Origin of the sequence: Eisenbergiella sp. OF01-20 (assembly GCF_003478085.1) — a bacterium.
Lineage (GTDB): Bacteria > Bacillota > Clostridia > Lachnospirales > Lachnospiraceae > Eisenbergiella.
The window spans coordinates 12,810-28,996 of sequence record NZ_QUES01000042.1; the positions used below are offsets into that span (position 1 = coordinate 12,810).

Sequence of the window (16,187 nt, forward strand, 5' to 3'; positions counted from 1 at the left end):
ATCCATGATTGGATTAGAAGGTTTGATTGCAGTAATAAGCCTCCGCATTACTGCATTTGGACTTGGCTATCTAATTGGAAGTAACAGCGCACAAAAATAAACCGCCCTACGGCAAAGCCGTAGAGCGGCGGTCATTATTTACTGCATTATTTTGCAGCTTTTGCTTCTTTGATTTTTTCGGTAAGGGCAGGAACAATCTTGTTCAGGTCACCTACGATGCCGTAGTCAGCTACGTCAAAGATAGGTGCGGTATCATCCTTATTGATAGCGATGATGAGATCCGATTCTTCCATACCAGCCAGATGCTGGATGGCTCCGGAAATACCGATTGCAAAATATACATTGGGGCGTACGGTCTTACCGGTCTGTCCAACCTGAAGATCCTTGGGCTTCCAGCCGGCATCCACTACTGCACGGGAGCAGCTTACGGTTCCGCCTACTGCATCTGCCAGATCCTGAAGGATTTTAAAGTTCTCAGGGCTGCAGACACCGCGTCCGCCGGATACCAGAATCTTTGCATCCATGATATCAACCGCATCCACTACGGATTTAACAACTTCCATGATTTCCACATATTTGTTATTCGGAGCAAATCCGGGATTGAACTCTTCCACAACTGCCTTGGCGCCTTCCACCTTAGGAGCCTTCTGCATAACGCCGGGGCGTACAGTAGCCATCTGAGGACGGAAATTCGGGCAGGCGATGGTTGCAATGGTATTGCCGCCGAAAGCAGGACGGGTCATCAGCAGCTGATTATGTTTCTGCTCCTGTCCGGGAATGGGATTTAACGGGAAATCACCGATATCCAGCTGGGTACAGTCTGCGGTCAGACCGGTATGGATTCTCGCGGAAACGCGGGGGCCCAGGTCACGGCCGATTGCGGTTGCACCAACCAGGAAGATTTCCGGTTTGTATTTCTCGATTACAGATGCCAGTGCATGTGCATAGGGCTCTGTTCTGTATTCCTTCAGTTCCGGATCGTCAACAACGATTACCTTGTCAGCACCGAAAGCTGCCAGTTCGTCAGCCAGTGCCTTTACTTCATAACCAACCAGTACAGCAGTTACTTCCGTTCCTAAATCTTTTGCCAGATCTTTCCCTTTGCCAATCAGCTCAAGTGCGATTCCGCTCACTACGTTATCAACCTGCTGTGCAAAGACAAATACTCCCTTATATTCTTCTAAATTCATCCTTATTCACCACACTTTTCTGTTTATTCTTAAATAACGTGTTTCTCCAGTAACTTTTCAACAATGTAAGAAGCAGATTCCTCCGGCGTATCCAGAACTACTTTCTGTCCTGCACCCTTTCTTACCTTATCAGAAGCCTTGGCAATCTGTGTGGGTGAGCCCTTCAGACCTAAGTTGGAATCGTCAACATCTACCAGATTTGCTCTTCCCCATACGGTGATTTCCTTTTTATAAGCATCGAAAATTCCGCCGGGAGTCATGTAACGAGGCTCGTTTAATTCGCCCAGAGCAGTGATCAGGCAGGGCATTTTTGCTTTCAGCACATGATATCTGTCATCAAACTGACGCTCTACGATCACGCTGTCACCTTCCACCTTGATATCCTGTGCATAGGAAATAACCGGGATTCCCAGATGCTCGGAAATCTGAGGGCCAACCTGTGCGGTATCGCCGTCGATAGCCTGGCGGCCAGTGATGATCAGATCATATTCCAGGTTACGGATCGCTCCGGCCAGTGTCTGGGAGGTAGCCCAGGTATCCGCACCGCCGAGTACTCTGTCAGTTACGAGAATACCATTATCTGCGCCCATAGCCATAGCCTCGCGCAGAACTTCTTCTGCCTTGGGAAGACCCATTGTGATTACGGTAACTTCAGCGCCGTATTCGTCCTTCAGTCTCAGTGCGGCCTCCAGACCTGCCTTATCATCCGGGTTCATGATTGTAAGCATAGCACCTCTGTCCAGCGTACCATCGGGATTGAATTTAACGCCGCCCTTTGTATCAGGTACCTGCTTAATACAAACAACAATTTTCATTGTATTCCTCTCCTTGTTTTCTTATATTCTCTTAACCTTAGCGGTGTTATTTCAACAGTGCACCGGAGATTACCATTCTCTGAACTTCGCTTGTTCCTTCATAAATCTCGGTAATCTTGGCATCACGCATCATGCGCTCCACATCGTACTCTCTGGTATAACCATAACCGCCGTGCAGCTGTACCGCCTTGGTGGTAACTTCCATAGCAACCTCAGCCGCATACAGTTTCGCTCTTGCAGCTTCCACGGAATATACCTTCTGGGCAGCCTTAGCCATAGCAGCCTTGTAAACCAGCAGCTGTGCACATTCTACCTTGGTAGCCATGTCGGCAAGCTGGAACTGTGTGTTCTGGAAAGCGCCGATAGCTCTGCCGAACTGCTTTCTTTCCTTCACATAATTAACGGTGCACTCAAGAGCGCCTTCTGCAAGTCCGAGAGCCTGTGCAGCGATACCGATACGTCCGCCGTCCAGGGTATGCATGGCAATACCAAAACCCTTGCCTTCCGCACCCAGCAGATTTTCCTTGGGGATTCTGCAGTCGGTGAAGATCAGCTCATATGTGGAAGAACCGCGGATACCCATCTTCTTCTCTTTGGTACCAAAGGAGAAGCCGGGAGTTCCTTTTTCCACGATAAATGCAGAAATCATTTTTTTCTTTCTGCCTCTTTTATCTTCTACAACGCTGGTAACAGCGAAAATTACATAAACATCAGCTTCTTTACCGTTGGTGATGAAAATCTTGGATCCGTTAAGAACCCATTCGTCCCCGTCCAGATAAGCCTTTGTCTGCTGTCCCTGTGCATCCGTACCTGCACCGGGCTCGGTCAGGCCGAAAGCGCCCAGCTTCTCGCCTTTTGCAAGGGGAACCAGGAATTTTTGCTTCTGCTCTTCCGTACCATAGGTCATGATGGGATCGCAGCAAAGGGAGGTATGTGCGGATACGATAACGCCTGTTGTGCCGCAAACCTTAGAAAGTTCTTCCACGCACATAGCATAAGTTAAAGGATCGCAGCCCTGTCCGCCGTATTCCTTCGGAACCGGGATTCCCAGGAAACCAAGCTTAGCCATTTTTTCTACGGTAGCCCTGGGGAACTCCTCTGTTTCATCAACCTCCTGTGCAAGAGGCTTTACTTCTTTTTCTGCAAATTCTCTGAAAAGAGTTCTTGCCATTTCATGCTCTTTGCTTAAAGTAAAATCCATGATTAATTACTCCTCCGTTTTATCTTATTTACTTGCTGTAATCATAGAAGCCCTTGCCGGTCTTCTGTCCAAGCTGTCCGCCGCGAACCATCTTCTTAAGCAGTGTATGAGGACGGTACTTCGGATCGCCTGTTTCGGATTCCAGAACTTCCATGATAGCCAGAACGATATCCAGACCGATCATATCGCCCAGAGCCAGCGGTCCCATAGGATGGTTAGCGCCCAGCTTCATAGCGGTATCGATATCTTCTACAGAAGCAACGCCTTCCGCATAAATGCCGATTGCTTCATTAATCATGGGAACAAGAATTCTGTTAACTACGAAGCCTGCTGCTTCATTTACCTGTACAGGAGTCTTGCCGATAGCAGCGGAAATCTCTTTGATGGTTTCCACAACGCTGTCAGGTGTATTCAGGCCTGCGATAACCTCAACCAGCTTCATAACAGGAGCGGGATTGAAGAAATGCATACCGATAACAGGTCTGTCAAGGCCTGCGCCGATTTCCGTAATGGAAAGGGAAGAAGTATTGGTAGCGAAGATACAATCCTTCTTGCAGATATCCTGCAGCTCCTTAAAGGTCTGCTTCTTGATATCCATAACTTCCAGAGCAGCTTCCACAACCAGATCACAATCCGTGCAGATAGTCTTTACACCGGTAGTAATCTTACCAAGGATAGCGTCAGCAGCCGCCTGCTCCATTTTTCCTTTAGCAACTCTCTTCTCCAGAGCCTTTGCAATTCTGTTTTTGCCGTTAGCAGCAAACTCTTCATTAATGTCGCACAGAAATACCTCGTATCCTTCCGTCTGGGCAAAAGCCTGCGCAATACCGGATCCCATTGTACCTGCACCAATAATACCAACCTTCATGATGTATAGCCTCCTATGTGTTTTATAATTGAGCCGGGCGTGGAGATGAACCTGAGCCCTGATCGGGGAGCTTGCTCACCGACCAGGACTCAGATTCACCTCCACATGCGGCGAAGCCGCACAGCGAAGGGCCAAAGGCCCTGAGCGGCCCGGCGGAGTAACGCGCCAAAAGTCCTTAAGTCCTTAAATCCCTTAAGTCCTTAAATCCCTTAAGTCCCTAAATCCCTTTTTTCCTACTTATTAAGAAACTTCTCCACTTTCCTCTTCTCCAGGAAAGCCGCCATTCCTTCCGTCTGATCATAACTCTCAAAGCAATCCCCGAACAGCTTCTCCTCGATCACAAGCGCATCGTCCATATCCGCATCCAGCCCGTCATTTATGGCCTTCTTGCAGTTTCTCACAGCGATAGGCGCATTCTTTGCAATTCCCGCCGCCATCTTCTCAGCAGCCCCCATCAGCTCTTCCTGTACATAAACCGCATTCACAAGCCCGATCCTGAGAGCCTCATCCGCCTTAATATTCCTTGCCGTATAAATCATCTGCTTAGCCATTCCCGGCCCAACCAGACGCGCCAGCCTCTGCGTTCCGCCAAAGCCCGGAGTAATTCCCAGACCGACCTCAGGCTGTCCGAACACTGCATTATCCGAACAGATTCTGATATCACAGCTCATGGAAATCTCACAGCCGCCGCCCAGAGCGAAGCCATTCACAGCAGCGATTACCGGAACAGGGAAGGTTTCCAGCTTACGGAAAACATCATTTCCCTTCTTCCCGAAAGCCTCTCCTTCCGCCTTTGTCAGTGTGCTCATCTCCCCGATATCCGCTCCGGCAACAAAAGACTTGGATCCGGCTCCGGTAAGAATCAGACATCTTACCTCCTCCAGATTCACTCCGTCAAGAGTCTTGTCCAGTTCATCCAGAACCTGGGAATTCAGTGCGTTCAGCGCCTTTTCACGGCTGATGGTAATAACCGCATAAGAACCCTTCTGCTCATAAACAATGTATTCCATGATACTCATCCTTTCTCTCTTTCCGCCTGGCGGTTGCCCCCGGCGGGAATTGTCCGCCGCTTGGGCGGTTCATCAACAAGATACAAAAATGTAACCGTTCAGCCCTGCCCCGAACCATTACACGAAACAACCTGCTGCATAACGAATGATTAGCAGACAAAAAGTCTACTAATCATTCTGTTTTTTAAACCTATATCAGTCTCTCTCAACGATGGTAGCGCAGCCCATACCGCCGCCGATGCACAGAGTCGCAAGCCCCTTCTTCGCATCCCTTTTAACCATCTCGTGAAGCAGAGTAACCAGAATACGGCATCCGGAAGCTCCTACAGGATGTCCCAGAGCGATAGCGCCGCCGTTCACATTCAGCTTGTCATTATCGATGCCAAGGTCATGTCCCACTGCCAGGGACTGTGCTGCAAACGCTTCGTTCGCTTCAATCAAATCAAATTCATCTATATTCATTCCTGTCTTAGCCATAACCTTCTGTGTAGCTGCAACAGGCCCGATTCCCATGATAGTGGGATCCACACCGGCCAGTGCGCCTGCCACCCAGGTTGCCATAGGAGTAACACCCAGCTCTTTTGCCTTTTCTTCGCTCATAACGATCACGGCTGCCGCACCATCGTTAATTCCGGAAGAGTTCGCCGCAGTTACAATACCATCTTTCTTGAATGCAGGACGAAGCTTTGCAATACCTTCCGCCGTGGTACCCGGACGAGGGCCTTCATCCTTATTGAAAACGATAGTCTCTTTTTTCTTCTTTATTTCCACAGGTACGATTTCCGCATCGAACTTTCCTGCTTCCTGCGCTGCAACAGCCTTCTGCTGGCTCCATGCCGCGAACTCGTCCAGCTGCTCTCTGGTCTGTCCCCACTGCTCAGCAATGTTCTCTGCGGTGATACCCATATGATACTGGTTAAAAGCATCGGTAAGGGCATCATTAACCATGGTGTCCACCATTGTGGCATTACCCATTCTGTATCCGTAACGTGCCTGAGGTATTGTATAAGGAGCCATGGACATGTTTTCCATGCCGCCTGCAACAACGATATCCGCATCACCTGCGAGAATCATCTGTGCCGCCTGGTTCACACAGTTCAGACCGGAACCGCAGACAACGTTCATGGTAACCGCCGGAACCTCGATAGGCAGACCAGCTTTGACAGATGCCTGACGTGCTACGTTCTGTCCAAGACCTGCCTGGATAACACATCCCATATATACCTGATCAACTGCTTCGGGAGCAACTCCCGCTCTGTTTAAAGCTTCCTTAATAACAATAGCACCCAGCTCAGCCGCCGGAGTTGTGCTTAAGCTTCCGCCCATAGTACCGATGGCAGTACGGCATGCACCCGCCAAAACGATTTTCTTTGCCATGTTTTCTCCTCCATATTCATTAAAAAGTGCGAATTTACCGGGCTTTAACGGTATTGTTAATTTTTTGTCATTGCCCGCAGCCTTTATTATAACATAGAGAATATTTAATAGCAAGGATTTTTCAACTTGAAATCCGATGAAATAACGGATGAAATGCCCGTAACTTTATCAATCAGGAAAACTCTCTTAAAATAAAGTAAAAACTATAAATTTTTCATAAAAATCCCGGTTCTGGACCATTCTTTTTTCCCTTTTAATCAGTTTATACAAACTTCGCAGGAGCAAAATGGCCTTCCGCTCTGCCAGCGGGCGGAAGGCCATTTTGCTCCTGCAAAGTTTAAGTCAGTTTAAAAACACTGCCAGGGCATTCGCCCCCGGACCCACATGCACACCGATTACCGATCCCACCGCCACCGTTTTTTTATATCCGGATCCCAGACGTCCCTTCACGAAACGTGCGAAATCATCCAGACATTCCTTTTTTCCCGTGAAGCCCAGATTATAACCCATGGCTTCATTCATGCCGCCCTCCTTTTCCATTGCCTTAAACAGCTTATCCCAGGCCCCCTTCTGCCCTCTTGCCAGCCCCGCGACCTTAACCTCGCCATAACGCACGGCCAGCACCGGTTTCAGGTTCAGCGCACTTCCCACCGCCATGCCGGCGGCTGAAAGCCTTCCACCCTTCTGCAGATAAAGAAGCGTATCCACTATCAGGTAAATACATACTTTTTTCTTATCCTCTTCCAGTGCCCCAACAATCTGCTCCGCGTTTTTCCCTTCCTTTTGCAGGGCAAAAGCGCGTTCAATAAGAAGCTGTGTCCCCAGAGTCGCCTGCATGCTGTCCACGATATAAATCCGGTCATATTCCACAATATCCTTTGCCACCAAAGCGCTCTGGCAGGTGCCGCTCAGCCTGCTGGCAAGCAGGATACAGATTACATCATCCCCCGCCTCTTTTGCCTCCCGGAAATACGCAAGAAAAGCCTCCGGCGACGGCTGGCTGGTCGTGGGCAGTTCTTCCGATGATTCCAGCTTCTCATAAAACGCTTCCGGTTTTATGTCCACTCCGTCGTAATATTCCTCCTCCCCGAATAATACCTTGAGGGGAACAAGCGTGATGCCCAGCTCCTCCGCCTGCTGCTGCGTATAGTCACAAGTTGAATCACAGATAAAACGAATACTCATTTTTCCTCCTATTAAAAGCGCACACCGCCGTTATCTTACAACAATATCATATGCCGAATCAAATAATTTGATTATCAAAACATTTGAAAGGATAACAAATATTCTGGCAGCTGTCAATGTTATTCTTTGACAATTCCGCAGGAAAAATATTTCCTGCTGTGGAGCAGGCCGGGACATAAAAAGAATGCAATAAAATAGTTTGCTATTTCGCAGGCTTTTTGCTAGAATGAAGGAAATAAATATACAAAAGGGTTACTTCCGCATAATGCGGAAGAGGAAAAGGATCTACATATGAAACGTGAAAATAGAAACAAGGGTTTTACCCTTGTAGAGATGATTGTTGTAATCGTTATTCTCGGCATTCTCCTGGCAATTTTAGTGCCGGGTCTTTTTAAGTACATAAAAAAGGCGAAAGACCAGCAGGCGATCATTGAATGCCGGGCGGTAGTTACGGCAGCGCAGGCTTTGGCGCTTGAAAGCTATGGAAAAAATATTTTTGAGCCTGAATTTTTCCTTAATAACAATAGGTCCCAAATTTTATCTACTGCTGATGTTGATGGAGAAATTAATCTTCTACGTTTTGAGGATACACTTAATAAGGCGCTAGTCACTTATTTAAGCTATACTACTAAAGGAAAAATTAATGTAATTTATGATATTTCTTCTGCGACTGTATATAGCATTCTTGATGATGACATAGGCAAAGGGCGGATTGAACATATCACAAAATTATATAAGGATTCCTCTTCATCAACAAGTATGACAAAATGGGAAGATGCTAAAAATGCGTTCTATAATAATGCCCAATATTCAGCTTTAACGCAAAGTGAACTGGCTTATTTAGAAAACACTTGTAAGTTAACCTCAGAAAACGCTGCAAAATATAAATGGAAGCCATGCAAATATATAGATTCCGCCGGCAATGTTCAATTTTTATTAACTGCAACTCAAGCAAGCAACACACAAAATACCCCTCTTATATATTATAATGGTGCCTATTATTACTGGCAGGGATACGGAAAGCCGCATACGACTTCAATAACAGATGCTAACGCTGAGAATGCTGTGAAAGACATACAATCCAGTACATATACCAGTGATACAATCAATAGCAATGTAAAAGACACATGGGTACGTATCGTAAATTAAATCTGTTTATTAGTATGGATTATATGTTCTTGATAATCTTACACATATAAAAGCGTTATTTCATTACAATGAATTAACGCTTTTATATAATTGCCAATTTATGAATTACATTATAATTTCCACTTACCATAATTGTTATTAATTTAATGAAACATTATCTTCCACATTTACAACCGTATGCTGTTACCCTGCTTTTACTATTTTTTGTATATCATTTCTTATTCAAGATCCCGGGAATCAAATAATCATCCTCTTCACATCGCTTCCCCGCAGTTTCTTATCTATCATAACCATGAGGAAGTCATCTAGGTACAACTGAAGGATGGCCGGGCTGTAGTGCTTCCCGTGGCTGGGCATAATGATCCTGCTGTCCATCTGGTACCTCATTTCCAGGCCGTAGGGTGTGGATACATGCTCCAGAGCCAGTCCCAGCATATGCCCGGAACCGCCTTTCCCCCCTTTCGTACCCTCTTTCTCCTTTTCCCTAACATAGGTTCCTCTTACCGGCCCCCTTCTCACATAACCGCTGTCCGCCAGCATTTCCGGCGCCTTTTTCAGCGTGATGCGCTCACCTTCAGTTCATCACTTAATATATCATCCCCGGGCAGCTTCCCGCCCGGTACGTAAATCCCCTTCCGGATCCGTTCCTGCAATATCTCATACACCTTCTGGTATAAGAATACCTTACCCATCTACGCTCCTCATTTCCGCACTAAAGTAAATTTCAAATTGTTTCCTGCAAGATATGTGTCACAGTTTGCAGGGAATATATCATGAATTTATGAAACGCAGCGTGCTGCGTTGATTGCTATATAAAGAAAAAATGCCCTCCGATTTACAAAATATACTTATTATGCTACCTTTGAATGAGAAGGATGATCCCGCCGCAAAGGAGGATTTTATGAATCAACCGAAGAAAACCAGTCCCTTTCGTTATGCTGTCGGCATGTTCGGCACTTCCATACCTATTAATATGTTCAAAACCTACGCCGCCGCCTTTTATGTCATCGGACACGGCGTCACCACGGCACAATTTTCCATGGTATTGTTCTTTTATACCTTTGTGGATGCCATTGACAATCCGGTCTATGGGTTTTTGTCCGACCGGACGCGCACCCGCTGGGGGCGGAGGCGTCCCTGGCTCGTTATCGGCGCTCCCCTGCTCGCCCTGTGTTTCATCGGCTTCTTCAACATTCCCGCCGGCCCGGTCGGTGGCGGGATCGTTTCCTATATGCTTCTGATGTATATTCTTACGGGAACCCTGGATTCCCTGATAAATGCCAATTATGGAGCGCTCTTTCCCGAATTGTTCACCTCTGATGCAGAACGGGCCAAATCCAATGCCATGCGTCAGGCTTTTCAGCTGCTTGCCATGGTCATCAGCATTGCGCTCACACCGCTGGTAACTGAAGCTTTGGGATACGGGCTGACAAGTATTCTCTACGGATGCCTGGCTGTGGCTGTTATCCTTTACTGTACGCTTGGCTGCCACGAGACCGCACAGGCAGAGGAACTGCCGAAGCCGCGTCTGCTCGCCACGCTCCGGGATCTGCTCACCAATCCCAAGTTCTGGATTTTCGGCTTTACCAACGCTTTTTACAGTGCGGCCATGTCCCTTGTCATGTCCGCGGTCCCTTTCTATGTAAAATATACCCTGGGGCTTGACAGTATGGCAAATACCGTCCTTCTTGGCATGGTTCTCCTGTTCGCCATGGCAGGGGTTTCCGTATGGGCTGCTTTTGTTAAAAAGCATTCCCTGATGCCCGTATGGCGCATTGCCTTAATCGCTTTGACGCTTTCTTTTCTTCCCCTGTATTTCGTATCCGGGCTTATTCCGGCCGTAGCGGCCTCCTGCCTTTTGGGTTTCGGTTATGCGGGCGCCATTACCACCATGGATTTGATCGGCGCACGTATCATGGATGAGGATACACGGAAAAACGGGCTGCGGCGGGAGGGTACGTATGCCAGCGCCATGGGATTTATGAACCGTCTGAGCGGTTTCTATACCAGTTTTGCCTTCCTGATCGTAGGACGCATATATGGCTTTGAAAGCGGGGAGATTCCCGGCCCCCGCCCGCATGATGCCGCACGTTTCCTGATGGTGGTATTTCCGCTGTGCGTCATGGCGGTCAGTGTTCTGTGTTCCCGTTTTCTGAAATTCCCGGAAACAGGAGCAGGTTCTCCCTCTCCGTCGGAAGACGGCGCTGCGAAAAAGGAGTCGGTATGAACGAACGGTATCTGATTATTAATGCCGATGATTTCGGTCTATGTCCGGCCATGAATCAGGCGATCTGCGAGCTGTTCCGTATGGGCTCCATTACTTCCTCCTCTGTTCTTGCCCCGGCTCCGGAGGCTGTGGCTGCCTGTAAATATGCCGTGGACGGCCATTTTCCCGTAGGCGTACACTGGACTCTGTATTCCGAGTGGGAACGCAGCTGCTGGCCTCCTGCTTATTCCTCCGGAAAGCCCTCTTCCCTTACGGCAGACGGCTGCCTGCCCGCCGACGGAGGCGTTGCCGCAAAACGGGCTGCTTCCGGGGATGTGACAAAAGAACTGGGTGCCCAGTACCGGCTGATGGCCGGTGAAGGCTGTCTGCCGGATCATGCTGACAGCCACGGAGGAACCTTATACGGCATCAACGGCAGGTTTTTCTTTATCAATGCCTTCCGTCTCTGTCAAAAATACCGGCTGCCTTTCCGCTTTGCCCGTTCCCCCTCTTTCCTGGAGCGGCAGTTTTGCGGAAACGTATCTCCTGCCCTGAAGGCGGCTCACGCCGGGATCATCTTCCTGGCGGATCGGATGAAGGTTTCTCTGCCGGATGATTTCATCACCCATCCGTTCCTGATCCCGGCATGCTGCGGCTTACCCCCCAATGGCGGAAGCGGGTTTGGGAATACGAATATTTAAAAAGCGGGCGGCTTGCCCATTTTCTGGAGAAAGAAGGTTTCCGCACGGTTTCCTGGAAAACGGCGCCTTTTCCGAACAAGTAACATAGTATCCGCCAATTTCCAAAGCGGCACAGCCATTTTCCCCATATAAAAAAGGAGTACCTATGACGAAAAATATCCATTTCCAGCTTTTTCTTGATAAATTCCGGGAAAGGGAGTATATCCGGCTTCCCTTTGATGTGGAAAAAGATACGGAAAGCATTACGATACAATACAGATATCCTTCTTCTCCCCTGCGGGAGGAAGGCCCGTTTACCGTCGCGGGGGAACCCTGCACCATTGATCTGGCCGTCATGATGCCGGACGGAACAATGGCCGGGGCTTCCGGCTCCGACCGAAGCTGTATCCGCCTCTCCCCCCTTGGCAGCAGTGCGGGTTTTGCCTCCTGTGAGCTGCCGGCAGGGACCTGGCACATAATAGCCGGGGCTTATCATATTCCCTCCGGCGGAGTTACCGTAGAATACGAACTGGAGCTGACATTAAAGGAACGCAGGCTTTTTAAGGGAGACACCCATGTCCACACCACTGCCTCCGACGGGGTTCTGGAACCTGTTGAGGCCGCCATTCTCGCCCGCCGCATGGGCCTGGACTTCCTGATCCTTACGGATCACAACAACAGTGCACAAAATGAACGGCTGCCCTTTTTCCAGGATATCACGCTTATCCCGGGAACGGAATGGACACATTACAAAGGCCATGCGGGCTTCCTTGGGGTAAAGCAGGCTTTCCGCGCTCCTTATTTTACCGCTTCGCTGCAGGAAACGGCGGACTTATTCCGGGAAGCGGGAGAAAACGGGGCTTTCCGCGTCATCAATCACCCCTTCTGCCCTCTGGTTCCCTGGGAATGGGATTTTACCCTGCCCTTTGACGGTCTGGAGGTATGGAACGGTGTCATGTCGGAACGGAATGAAAAAGCGGCCTTCTGGTGGCACCGGCAGCTTTGCGCCGGACGCCGGCTTCCGGTTACCGGGGGAAGCGATTATCACCGGCCCGGTCTGCTGGGCAGCCTTGCCATGCCCTGCCAGTGCCTGTATGCTGCCTCCCGATCCCAAACCGATCTGATGAAGGCACTGCGCCGGGGAAACGGCTACCTTTCTTATCTTCCCACAGGCCCACAGGCGGATCTTCTTACCCTGTCGCCGGAAGGGCATCCTGCCTCCTTTGGTGAGGACGCCGCCCCCGGAGCGTCCGTGGAAATCTTTTTTTCCGGCCTTTGCCAGGGGGATGAAATCCGTCTGCTTACCGATACGGCAGCGGAATCCCTGTCCGCTCCTGCAGGCGCTGCTGAATTAAAACTGACAAGACGTTACCCGGATGCCCATTTTCTGCGTCTGGAATTGTACCGGAGCTATGCCCCCGGCCTCCCTCCCATGAAGGCGCTTCTTACCAATCCGGTCTATTTCCGATAACAGCCGGGAAGTCTTTGAAGCGGCGAGGGCCAGGGATAAAACTGGTTCCGGTGGGGTACGAACTTCAAACAATGGTTTGAGGAGGATACGCGTTTTGAATTTGCGATCCTCTTGTAACCGTTCAGACAAGTCAGAACGGTTACATCTTTTTCTACCCTATAATTCATATTGGAAATACCTCGCCGCAGCCGGGAATGCCTTATCCGTCTTTAATTTCAGTGCCACTTTCTGAACTACTAAATTATAATCATCCCAGGATCCCGATGACACCATATACAGGATCCTTCCGTCCTCCGTCATCCATTTTGTGGGAAAATTAGGCTGATAATCGCCATAGCTTCCCCAGCGGTCATCCTGATAGAACAGTTTCCAGGGTCCCCAGGGTTCCGCCGCCTCGTATAAGGTAAGCTGGCTGTAGTGGGATTCCGGATACCGCATCTGATGGACAGGACGGGGATTCAGGTTTTCATCCACAAAGCTGTAGTTCCCCATCAGATATCTATGAATGCCCGGATTATAAGCCACATGGTTAGCGCCTGTCATTTTATAATAAGTAAATACCGGTTGGGCAAGTTTTTCATTTTTACTCCACGCCGGATGCGCCGGATCGGTCCCGCAATAAAATTCCCAGGAATCCCGTATAGGAATCTGATCCGCCAAAACCCTGCCCAGCAGCAGTGCGTCATTGTTTTCCCAATAGCTGTTCCCATCCTCCAAATCACAGGGAAAATAGGCATAAACATAACCGTCCCGCGCACCGGTATACCCTCTGCCGAACTGCAGGAAATGGCAGGAAGACAGCTTTCCTTCAAAGAAGCTGCGGGGTGTTGTTTCCGGGTCAAAGCTTCTGCCGCCGTCTGTTGATTTTACAATCCATCCATGGATATTCCGCTGTCTGCAGAAATAAGGATTATCACCATAATTCTGTGCTTCCATGCTCAGGTAAAGGCTTCCCCCAATATCCAGAAGCCCGGAAGGCTTAACATAAGGCGCTGCGGGATCCATGCAGTATTTTTTGATATCTATCGGCTGTTCATTGACGGGATCCATGCACCAATGCCCTGTACAGGTCAGGCTGTCAGGGGAAAAACGCAGCGTTTTTATCCTCCAGATATTCATAGGGCAGCCACGGTTATCTCCTGCGCCGGCGTAAATCATATCATCCTTTGCCCAGGTAAGGGGCCACATATCCCCTTCTCCGCTGTGATAACGGAAACGGTCAAAAAGAACCGTCTCGATATAATCTGATTTTTCATAAGGGGGGACTGCCCTGGGATATAAATAATAGTCTCTTCTGTCACCGTCAATTCCTGTTATTTCTCTGATTTTCATAATTTACGCCTTCAAGGGGGAGAACAGACACCCTCTCCCCCTACCCTTACTATAGATTAAAATTTCTGATCCAGGAAATCCTGATACCATTGCAGCCAGGTATCATATTGCAGGGCCTCCAGCTGTTTCAGATGCGCATCCCATGAAGCATCGTCCACTCCTTCCAGAATACTTGTAGCGGTAAAATTTTTAATATAGGCAAAAAGTTCTGTTTCCATAAAGGTTCTTTCACTTGTTTTGGCAGGATCCACGAACCGGACAGGGGGCTGGTTTTCCACAGGCTGACAGTAATCATGCACCTCTTTTACACATTCGATACGATACCAGGAGGTCCAGGCAATATCCTCCGGCACGTCTGCGTTTTCGTCTTTCCTGATCAACGGTCCATAATCCACCATACCATTGGTGTATTTATAATTTTCAATTGTAAAATCATCTGTCAGGCCGTCGGGCAGTTTTTCGTATACCTGACCGCTTTCATCAACATCCCAGGCTTCCCCTTTTGCCCCGAAGCGGGAAATGTATTTTAATTCTGTGGTACTTGACATATAATCCCACCACGAAAGCAGCCTGGAAACATCCTTACAGGCACTGGTAATGGTAAATCCCGTCCGGTTTGCCGCAAATTTATCCTGTGCGCCGGTTTTTACATAGCCAGGGCCGTCTTCTGCACGGATCTCCCCAACCGGCACATAATTGGCGGCGGCAGCATCGCTCATATCCCCATTCGGTATCCAAGTATAATAGCATCCCACAACGCCTTCATTCAATTTGGCATGATATTGTTCGGAGGTCTGTGAAAAAGCTTCCATATCCAGCAGCCCTTCCTGGATCATCTGATGGGAAAACTCCAGGAAGCTCCTGAATTCGTCCGTATTTACGGTTCCTGTTACCTTACCGTCCTTTACCATCTTATAGGCATCCTCATCTGCCGAATCCGTTCCGGCAATTCCCCACGGGTTTGCCGCATTCATAATCTTGGAGCACCAGTCACTCTGGGAAGGTTCAAAAGGAATTTCATCGGAAGCGTCTCCGTTTCCGTTCATATCCCCATCCCGGAACGCTCTGAGGACATCCATAAACTCCTCCGTTGTTTTGGGAATTTCCTTTCCCGCCTTATCGAGCCACTCTTTATTCATGAACATGATACCCATTGCATCGTTTTCATAGCTGGTCTGTCTGCCGGTCATCAGGGAACGGATGGAGCCGTCCGGCCAGGTTACCAAATCAAGACCGCCGGGTATCGTTTCATAATCCGAATAAACGTGAGGGGCGTTATTCTTCAGCATATCATCCGCGGCCAAATCCGCAAAGGAGTCCATATTGTTTGCTATCTGGCCCTCGCTTATCAGTCCCAGAAAAGCATCCGGCAAATCCGAAGCGAGCATAATATTTACCTTGTCCTCCGCGTCCGATGCCGCAATCGGGATCCATTCAATATGTACGCCTGTGGCTTCCTCCGCCAGCTTATAGATTTCCTTATTGTTAAACTCTTCATCCTTGGTCAGCGGATGGAGGACCACCGCAATTTTAAAGGTAGTCTTCTCCTGCTGGCCGCCCGCCTCTGCGGATGACGCTTCCTCCCCTCCGGCCTGTGCTTCCGGGGTTTTTGTTTCTGCCGGTGCTGTGCCTTTGCACCCGGCCATGACGGTCATAACCGCCGCCAGTAAAATTGCCAGTACTTTTCTTTTCATTCCTTTTTC

Annotated in this window: 15 protein-coding genes; 4 read left to right on the forward strand and 11 right to left on the reverse strand. The window is 48.9% G+C overall.

The annotated features are described in order from the left end of the window. Positions 1-146: 146 nt before the first annotated feature. From DXA36_RS28375 to DXA36_RS28405, 7 genes are all read right to left on the reverse strand, one after another. Positions 147-1,190, reverse strand: a complete 1,044-nt coding sequence (locus DXA36_RS28375; RefSeq protein WP_118682638.1) for an electron transfer flavoprotein subunit alpha/FixB family protein — start codon at positions 1,188-1,190, stop codon at positions 147-149. Between the two features lie 29 nt (positions 1,191-1,219). After that, positions 1,220-2,005 (reverse strand): electron transfer flavoprotein subunit beta/FixA family protein, encoded by a 786-nt coding sequence (locus DXA36_RS28380; RefSeq protein WP_118682639.1) that lies wholly within the window; start codon positions 2,003-2,005, stop codon positions 1,220-1,222. Between the two features lie 46 nt (positions 2,006-2,051). Next, on the reverse strand, positions 2,052-3,206 hold the full coding sequence (locus DXA36_RS28385) for an acyl-CoA dehydrogenase (protein ID WP_118682640.1): 1,155 nt from the start codon (positions 3,204-3,206) through the stop codon (positions 2,052-2,054). 28 nt (positions 3,207-3,234) lie between these two features. Beyond that, positions 3,235-4,074, reverse strand: coding sequence for a 3-hydroxyacyl-CoA dehydrogenase NAD-binding domain-containing protein (locus DXA36_RS28390; protein WP_118682641.1), 840 nt, complete (start codon positions 4,072-4,074; stop codon positions 3,235-3,237). A gap of 233 nt (positions 4,075-4,307) precedes the next feature. Beyond that, on the reverse strand, positions 4,308-5,084 hold the full coding sequence (locus DXA36_RS28395) for an enoyl-CoA hydratase-related protein (protein WP_118682642.1): 777 nt from the start codon (positions 5,082-5,084) through the stop codon (positions 4,308-4,310). Positions 5,085-5,279: 195 nt separating this feature from the next. Continuing rightward, positions 5,280-6,461 (reverse strand): acetyl-CoA C-acetyltransferase, encoded by a 1,182-nt coding sequence (locus tag DXA36_RS28400; protein WP_118682643.1) that lies wholly within the window; start codon positions 6,459-6,461, stop codon positions 5,280-5,282. A 342-nt stretch (positions 6,462-6,803) separates the two neighbouring features. Then, complete coding sequence (locus DXA36_RS28405) at positions 6,804-7,646, reverse strand: DegV family protein (protein ID WP_118682644.1); 843 nt, start codon at positions 7,644-7,646, stop codon at positions 6,804-6,806. A 291-nt stretch (positions 7,647-7,937) separates the two neighbouring features. On the opposite strand from DXA36_RS28405, the gene DXA36_RS28410 reads away from it, so the two are divergent. After that, complete coding sequence (locus tag DXA36_RS28410; protein ID WP_118682645.1) at positions 7,938-8,795, forward strand: type II secretion system protein; 858 nt, start codon at positions 7,938-7,940, stop codon at positions 8,793-8,795. 237 nt (positions 8,796-9,032) lie between these two features. On the opposite strand, the gene DXA36_RS28415 is transcribed toward DXA36_RS28410, so the two are convergent. Then, positions 9,033-9,335, reverse strand: coding sequence for a hypothetical protein (locus tag DXA36_RS28415; RefSeq protein ID WP_118682646.1), 303 nt, complete (start codon positions 9,333-9,335; stop codon positions 9,033-9,035). A gap of 14 nt (positions 9,336-9,349) precedes the next feature. Further along, positions 9,350-9,487, reverse strand: coding sequence for a GntR family transcriptional regulator (locus tag DXA36_RS28420; protein WP_118682647.1), 138 nt, complete (start codon positions 9,485-9,487; stop codon positions 9,350-9,352). A gap of 209 nt (positions 9,488-9,696) precedes the next feature. Here DXA36_RS28420 and DXA36_RS28425 point away from each other — a divergent pair, with 209 nt between their 5' ends. From DXA36_RS28425 to DXA36_RS28435, 3 genes are all read left to right on the forward strand, one after another. Beyond that, positions 9,697-11,022, forward strand: coding sequence for an MFS transporter (locus DXA36_RS28425; protein ID WP_118682669.1), 1,326 nt, complete (start codon positions 9,697-9,699; stop codon positions 11,020-11,022). Then, on the forward strand, positions 11,019-11,702 hold the full coding sequence (locus tag DXA36_RS28430; RefSeq protein WP_118682648.1) for a ChbG/HpnK family deacetylase: 684 nt from the start codon (positions 11,019-11,021) through the stop codon (positions 11,700-11,702). The genes DXA36_RS28425 and DXA36_RS28430 overlap by 4 nt, the downstream gene beginning before the upstream one ends. A 145-nt stretch (positions 11,703-11,847) precedes the next feature. After that, complete coding sequence (locus tag DXA36_RS28435; protein ID WP_118682649.1) at positions 11,848-13,152, forward strand: CehA/McbA family metallohydrolase; 1,305 nt, start codon at positions 11,848-11,850, stop codon at positions 13,150-13,152. Between the two features lie 156 nt (positions 13,153-13,308). Here the strand turns inward: DXA36_RS28435 and DXA36_RS28440 are convergent, their stop codons facing one another. Next, entirely contained in the window at positions 13,309-14,484 is a 1,176-nt protein-coding gene (locus DXA36_RS28440; protein ID WP_118682650.1) for a DUF4185 domain-containing protein, read from the reverse strand. Positions 14,485-14,540: 56 nt separating this feature from the next. After that, a complete protein-coding gene (locus DXA36_RS28445; protein ID WP_182479304.1) occupies positions 14,541-16,178 on the reverse strand; it encodes an extracellular solute-binding protein in 1,638 nt (545 codons plus the stop codon). Positions 16,179-16,187: the final 9 nt, after the last annotated feature.

Coding starts and splice junctions, on each gene's coding strand:
- DXA36_RS28375 (WP_118682638.1), bottom strand. CDS start 1,190: ATGAATTTAGAAGAATATAAGGGAGTATTTGTCTTTGCACAGCAGGTT.
- DXA36_RS28380 (WP_118682639.1), bottom strand. CDS start 2,005: ATGAAAATTGTTGTTTGTATTAAGCAGGTACCTGATACAAAGGGCGGC.
- DXA36_RS28385 (WP_118682640.1), bottom strand. CDS start 3,206: ATGGATTTTACTTTAAGCAAAGAGCATGAAATGGCAAGAACTCTTTTC.
- DXA36_RS28390 (WP_118682641.1), bottom strand. CDS start 4,074: ATGAAGGTTGGTATTATTGGTGCAGGTACAATGGGATCCGGTATTGCG.
- DXA36_RS28395 (WP_118682642.1), bottom strand. CDS start 5,084: ATGGAATACATTGTTTATGAGCAGAAGGGTTCTTATGCGGTTATTACC.
- DXA36_RS28400 (WP_118682643.1), bottom strand. CDS start 6,461: ATGGCAAAGAAAATCGTTTTGGCGGGTGCATGCCGTACTGCCATCGGT.
- DXA36_RS28405 (WP_118682644.1), bottom strand. CDS start 7,646: ATGAGTATTCGTTTTATCTGTGATTCAACTTGTGACTATACGCAGCAG.
- DXA36_RS28410 (WP_118682645.1), top strand. CDS start 7,938: ATGAAACGTGAAAATAGAAACAAGGGTTTTACCCTTGTAGAGATGATT.
- DXA36_RS28415 (WP_118682646.1), bottom strand. CDS start 9,335: ATGCTGGCGGACAGCGGTTATGTGAGAAGGGGGCCGGTAAGAGGAACC.
- DXA36_RS28420 (WP_118682647.1), bottom strand. CDS start 9,487: ATGGGTAAGGTATTCTTATACCAGAAGGTGTATGAGATATTGCAGGAA.
- DXA36_RS28425 (WP_118682669.1), top strand. CDS start 9,697: ATGAATCAACCGAAGAAAACCAGTCCCTTTCGTTATGCTGTCGGCATG.
- DXA36_RS28430 (WP_118682648.1), top strand. CDS start 11,019: ATGAACGAACGGTATCTGATTATTAATGCCGATGATTTCGGTCTATGT.
- DXA36_RS28435 (WP_118682649.1), top strand. CDS start 11,848: ATGACGAAAAATATCCATTTCCAGCTTTTTCTTGATAAATTCCGGGAA.
- DXA36_RS28440 (WP_118682650.1), bottom strand. CDS start 14,484: ATGAAAATCAGAGAAATAACAGGAATTGACGGTGACAGAAGAGACTAT.
- DXA36_RS28445 (WP_182479304.1), bottom strand. CDS start 16,178: ATGAAAAGAAAAGTACTGGCAATTTTACTGGCGGCGGTTATGACCGTC.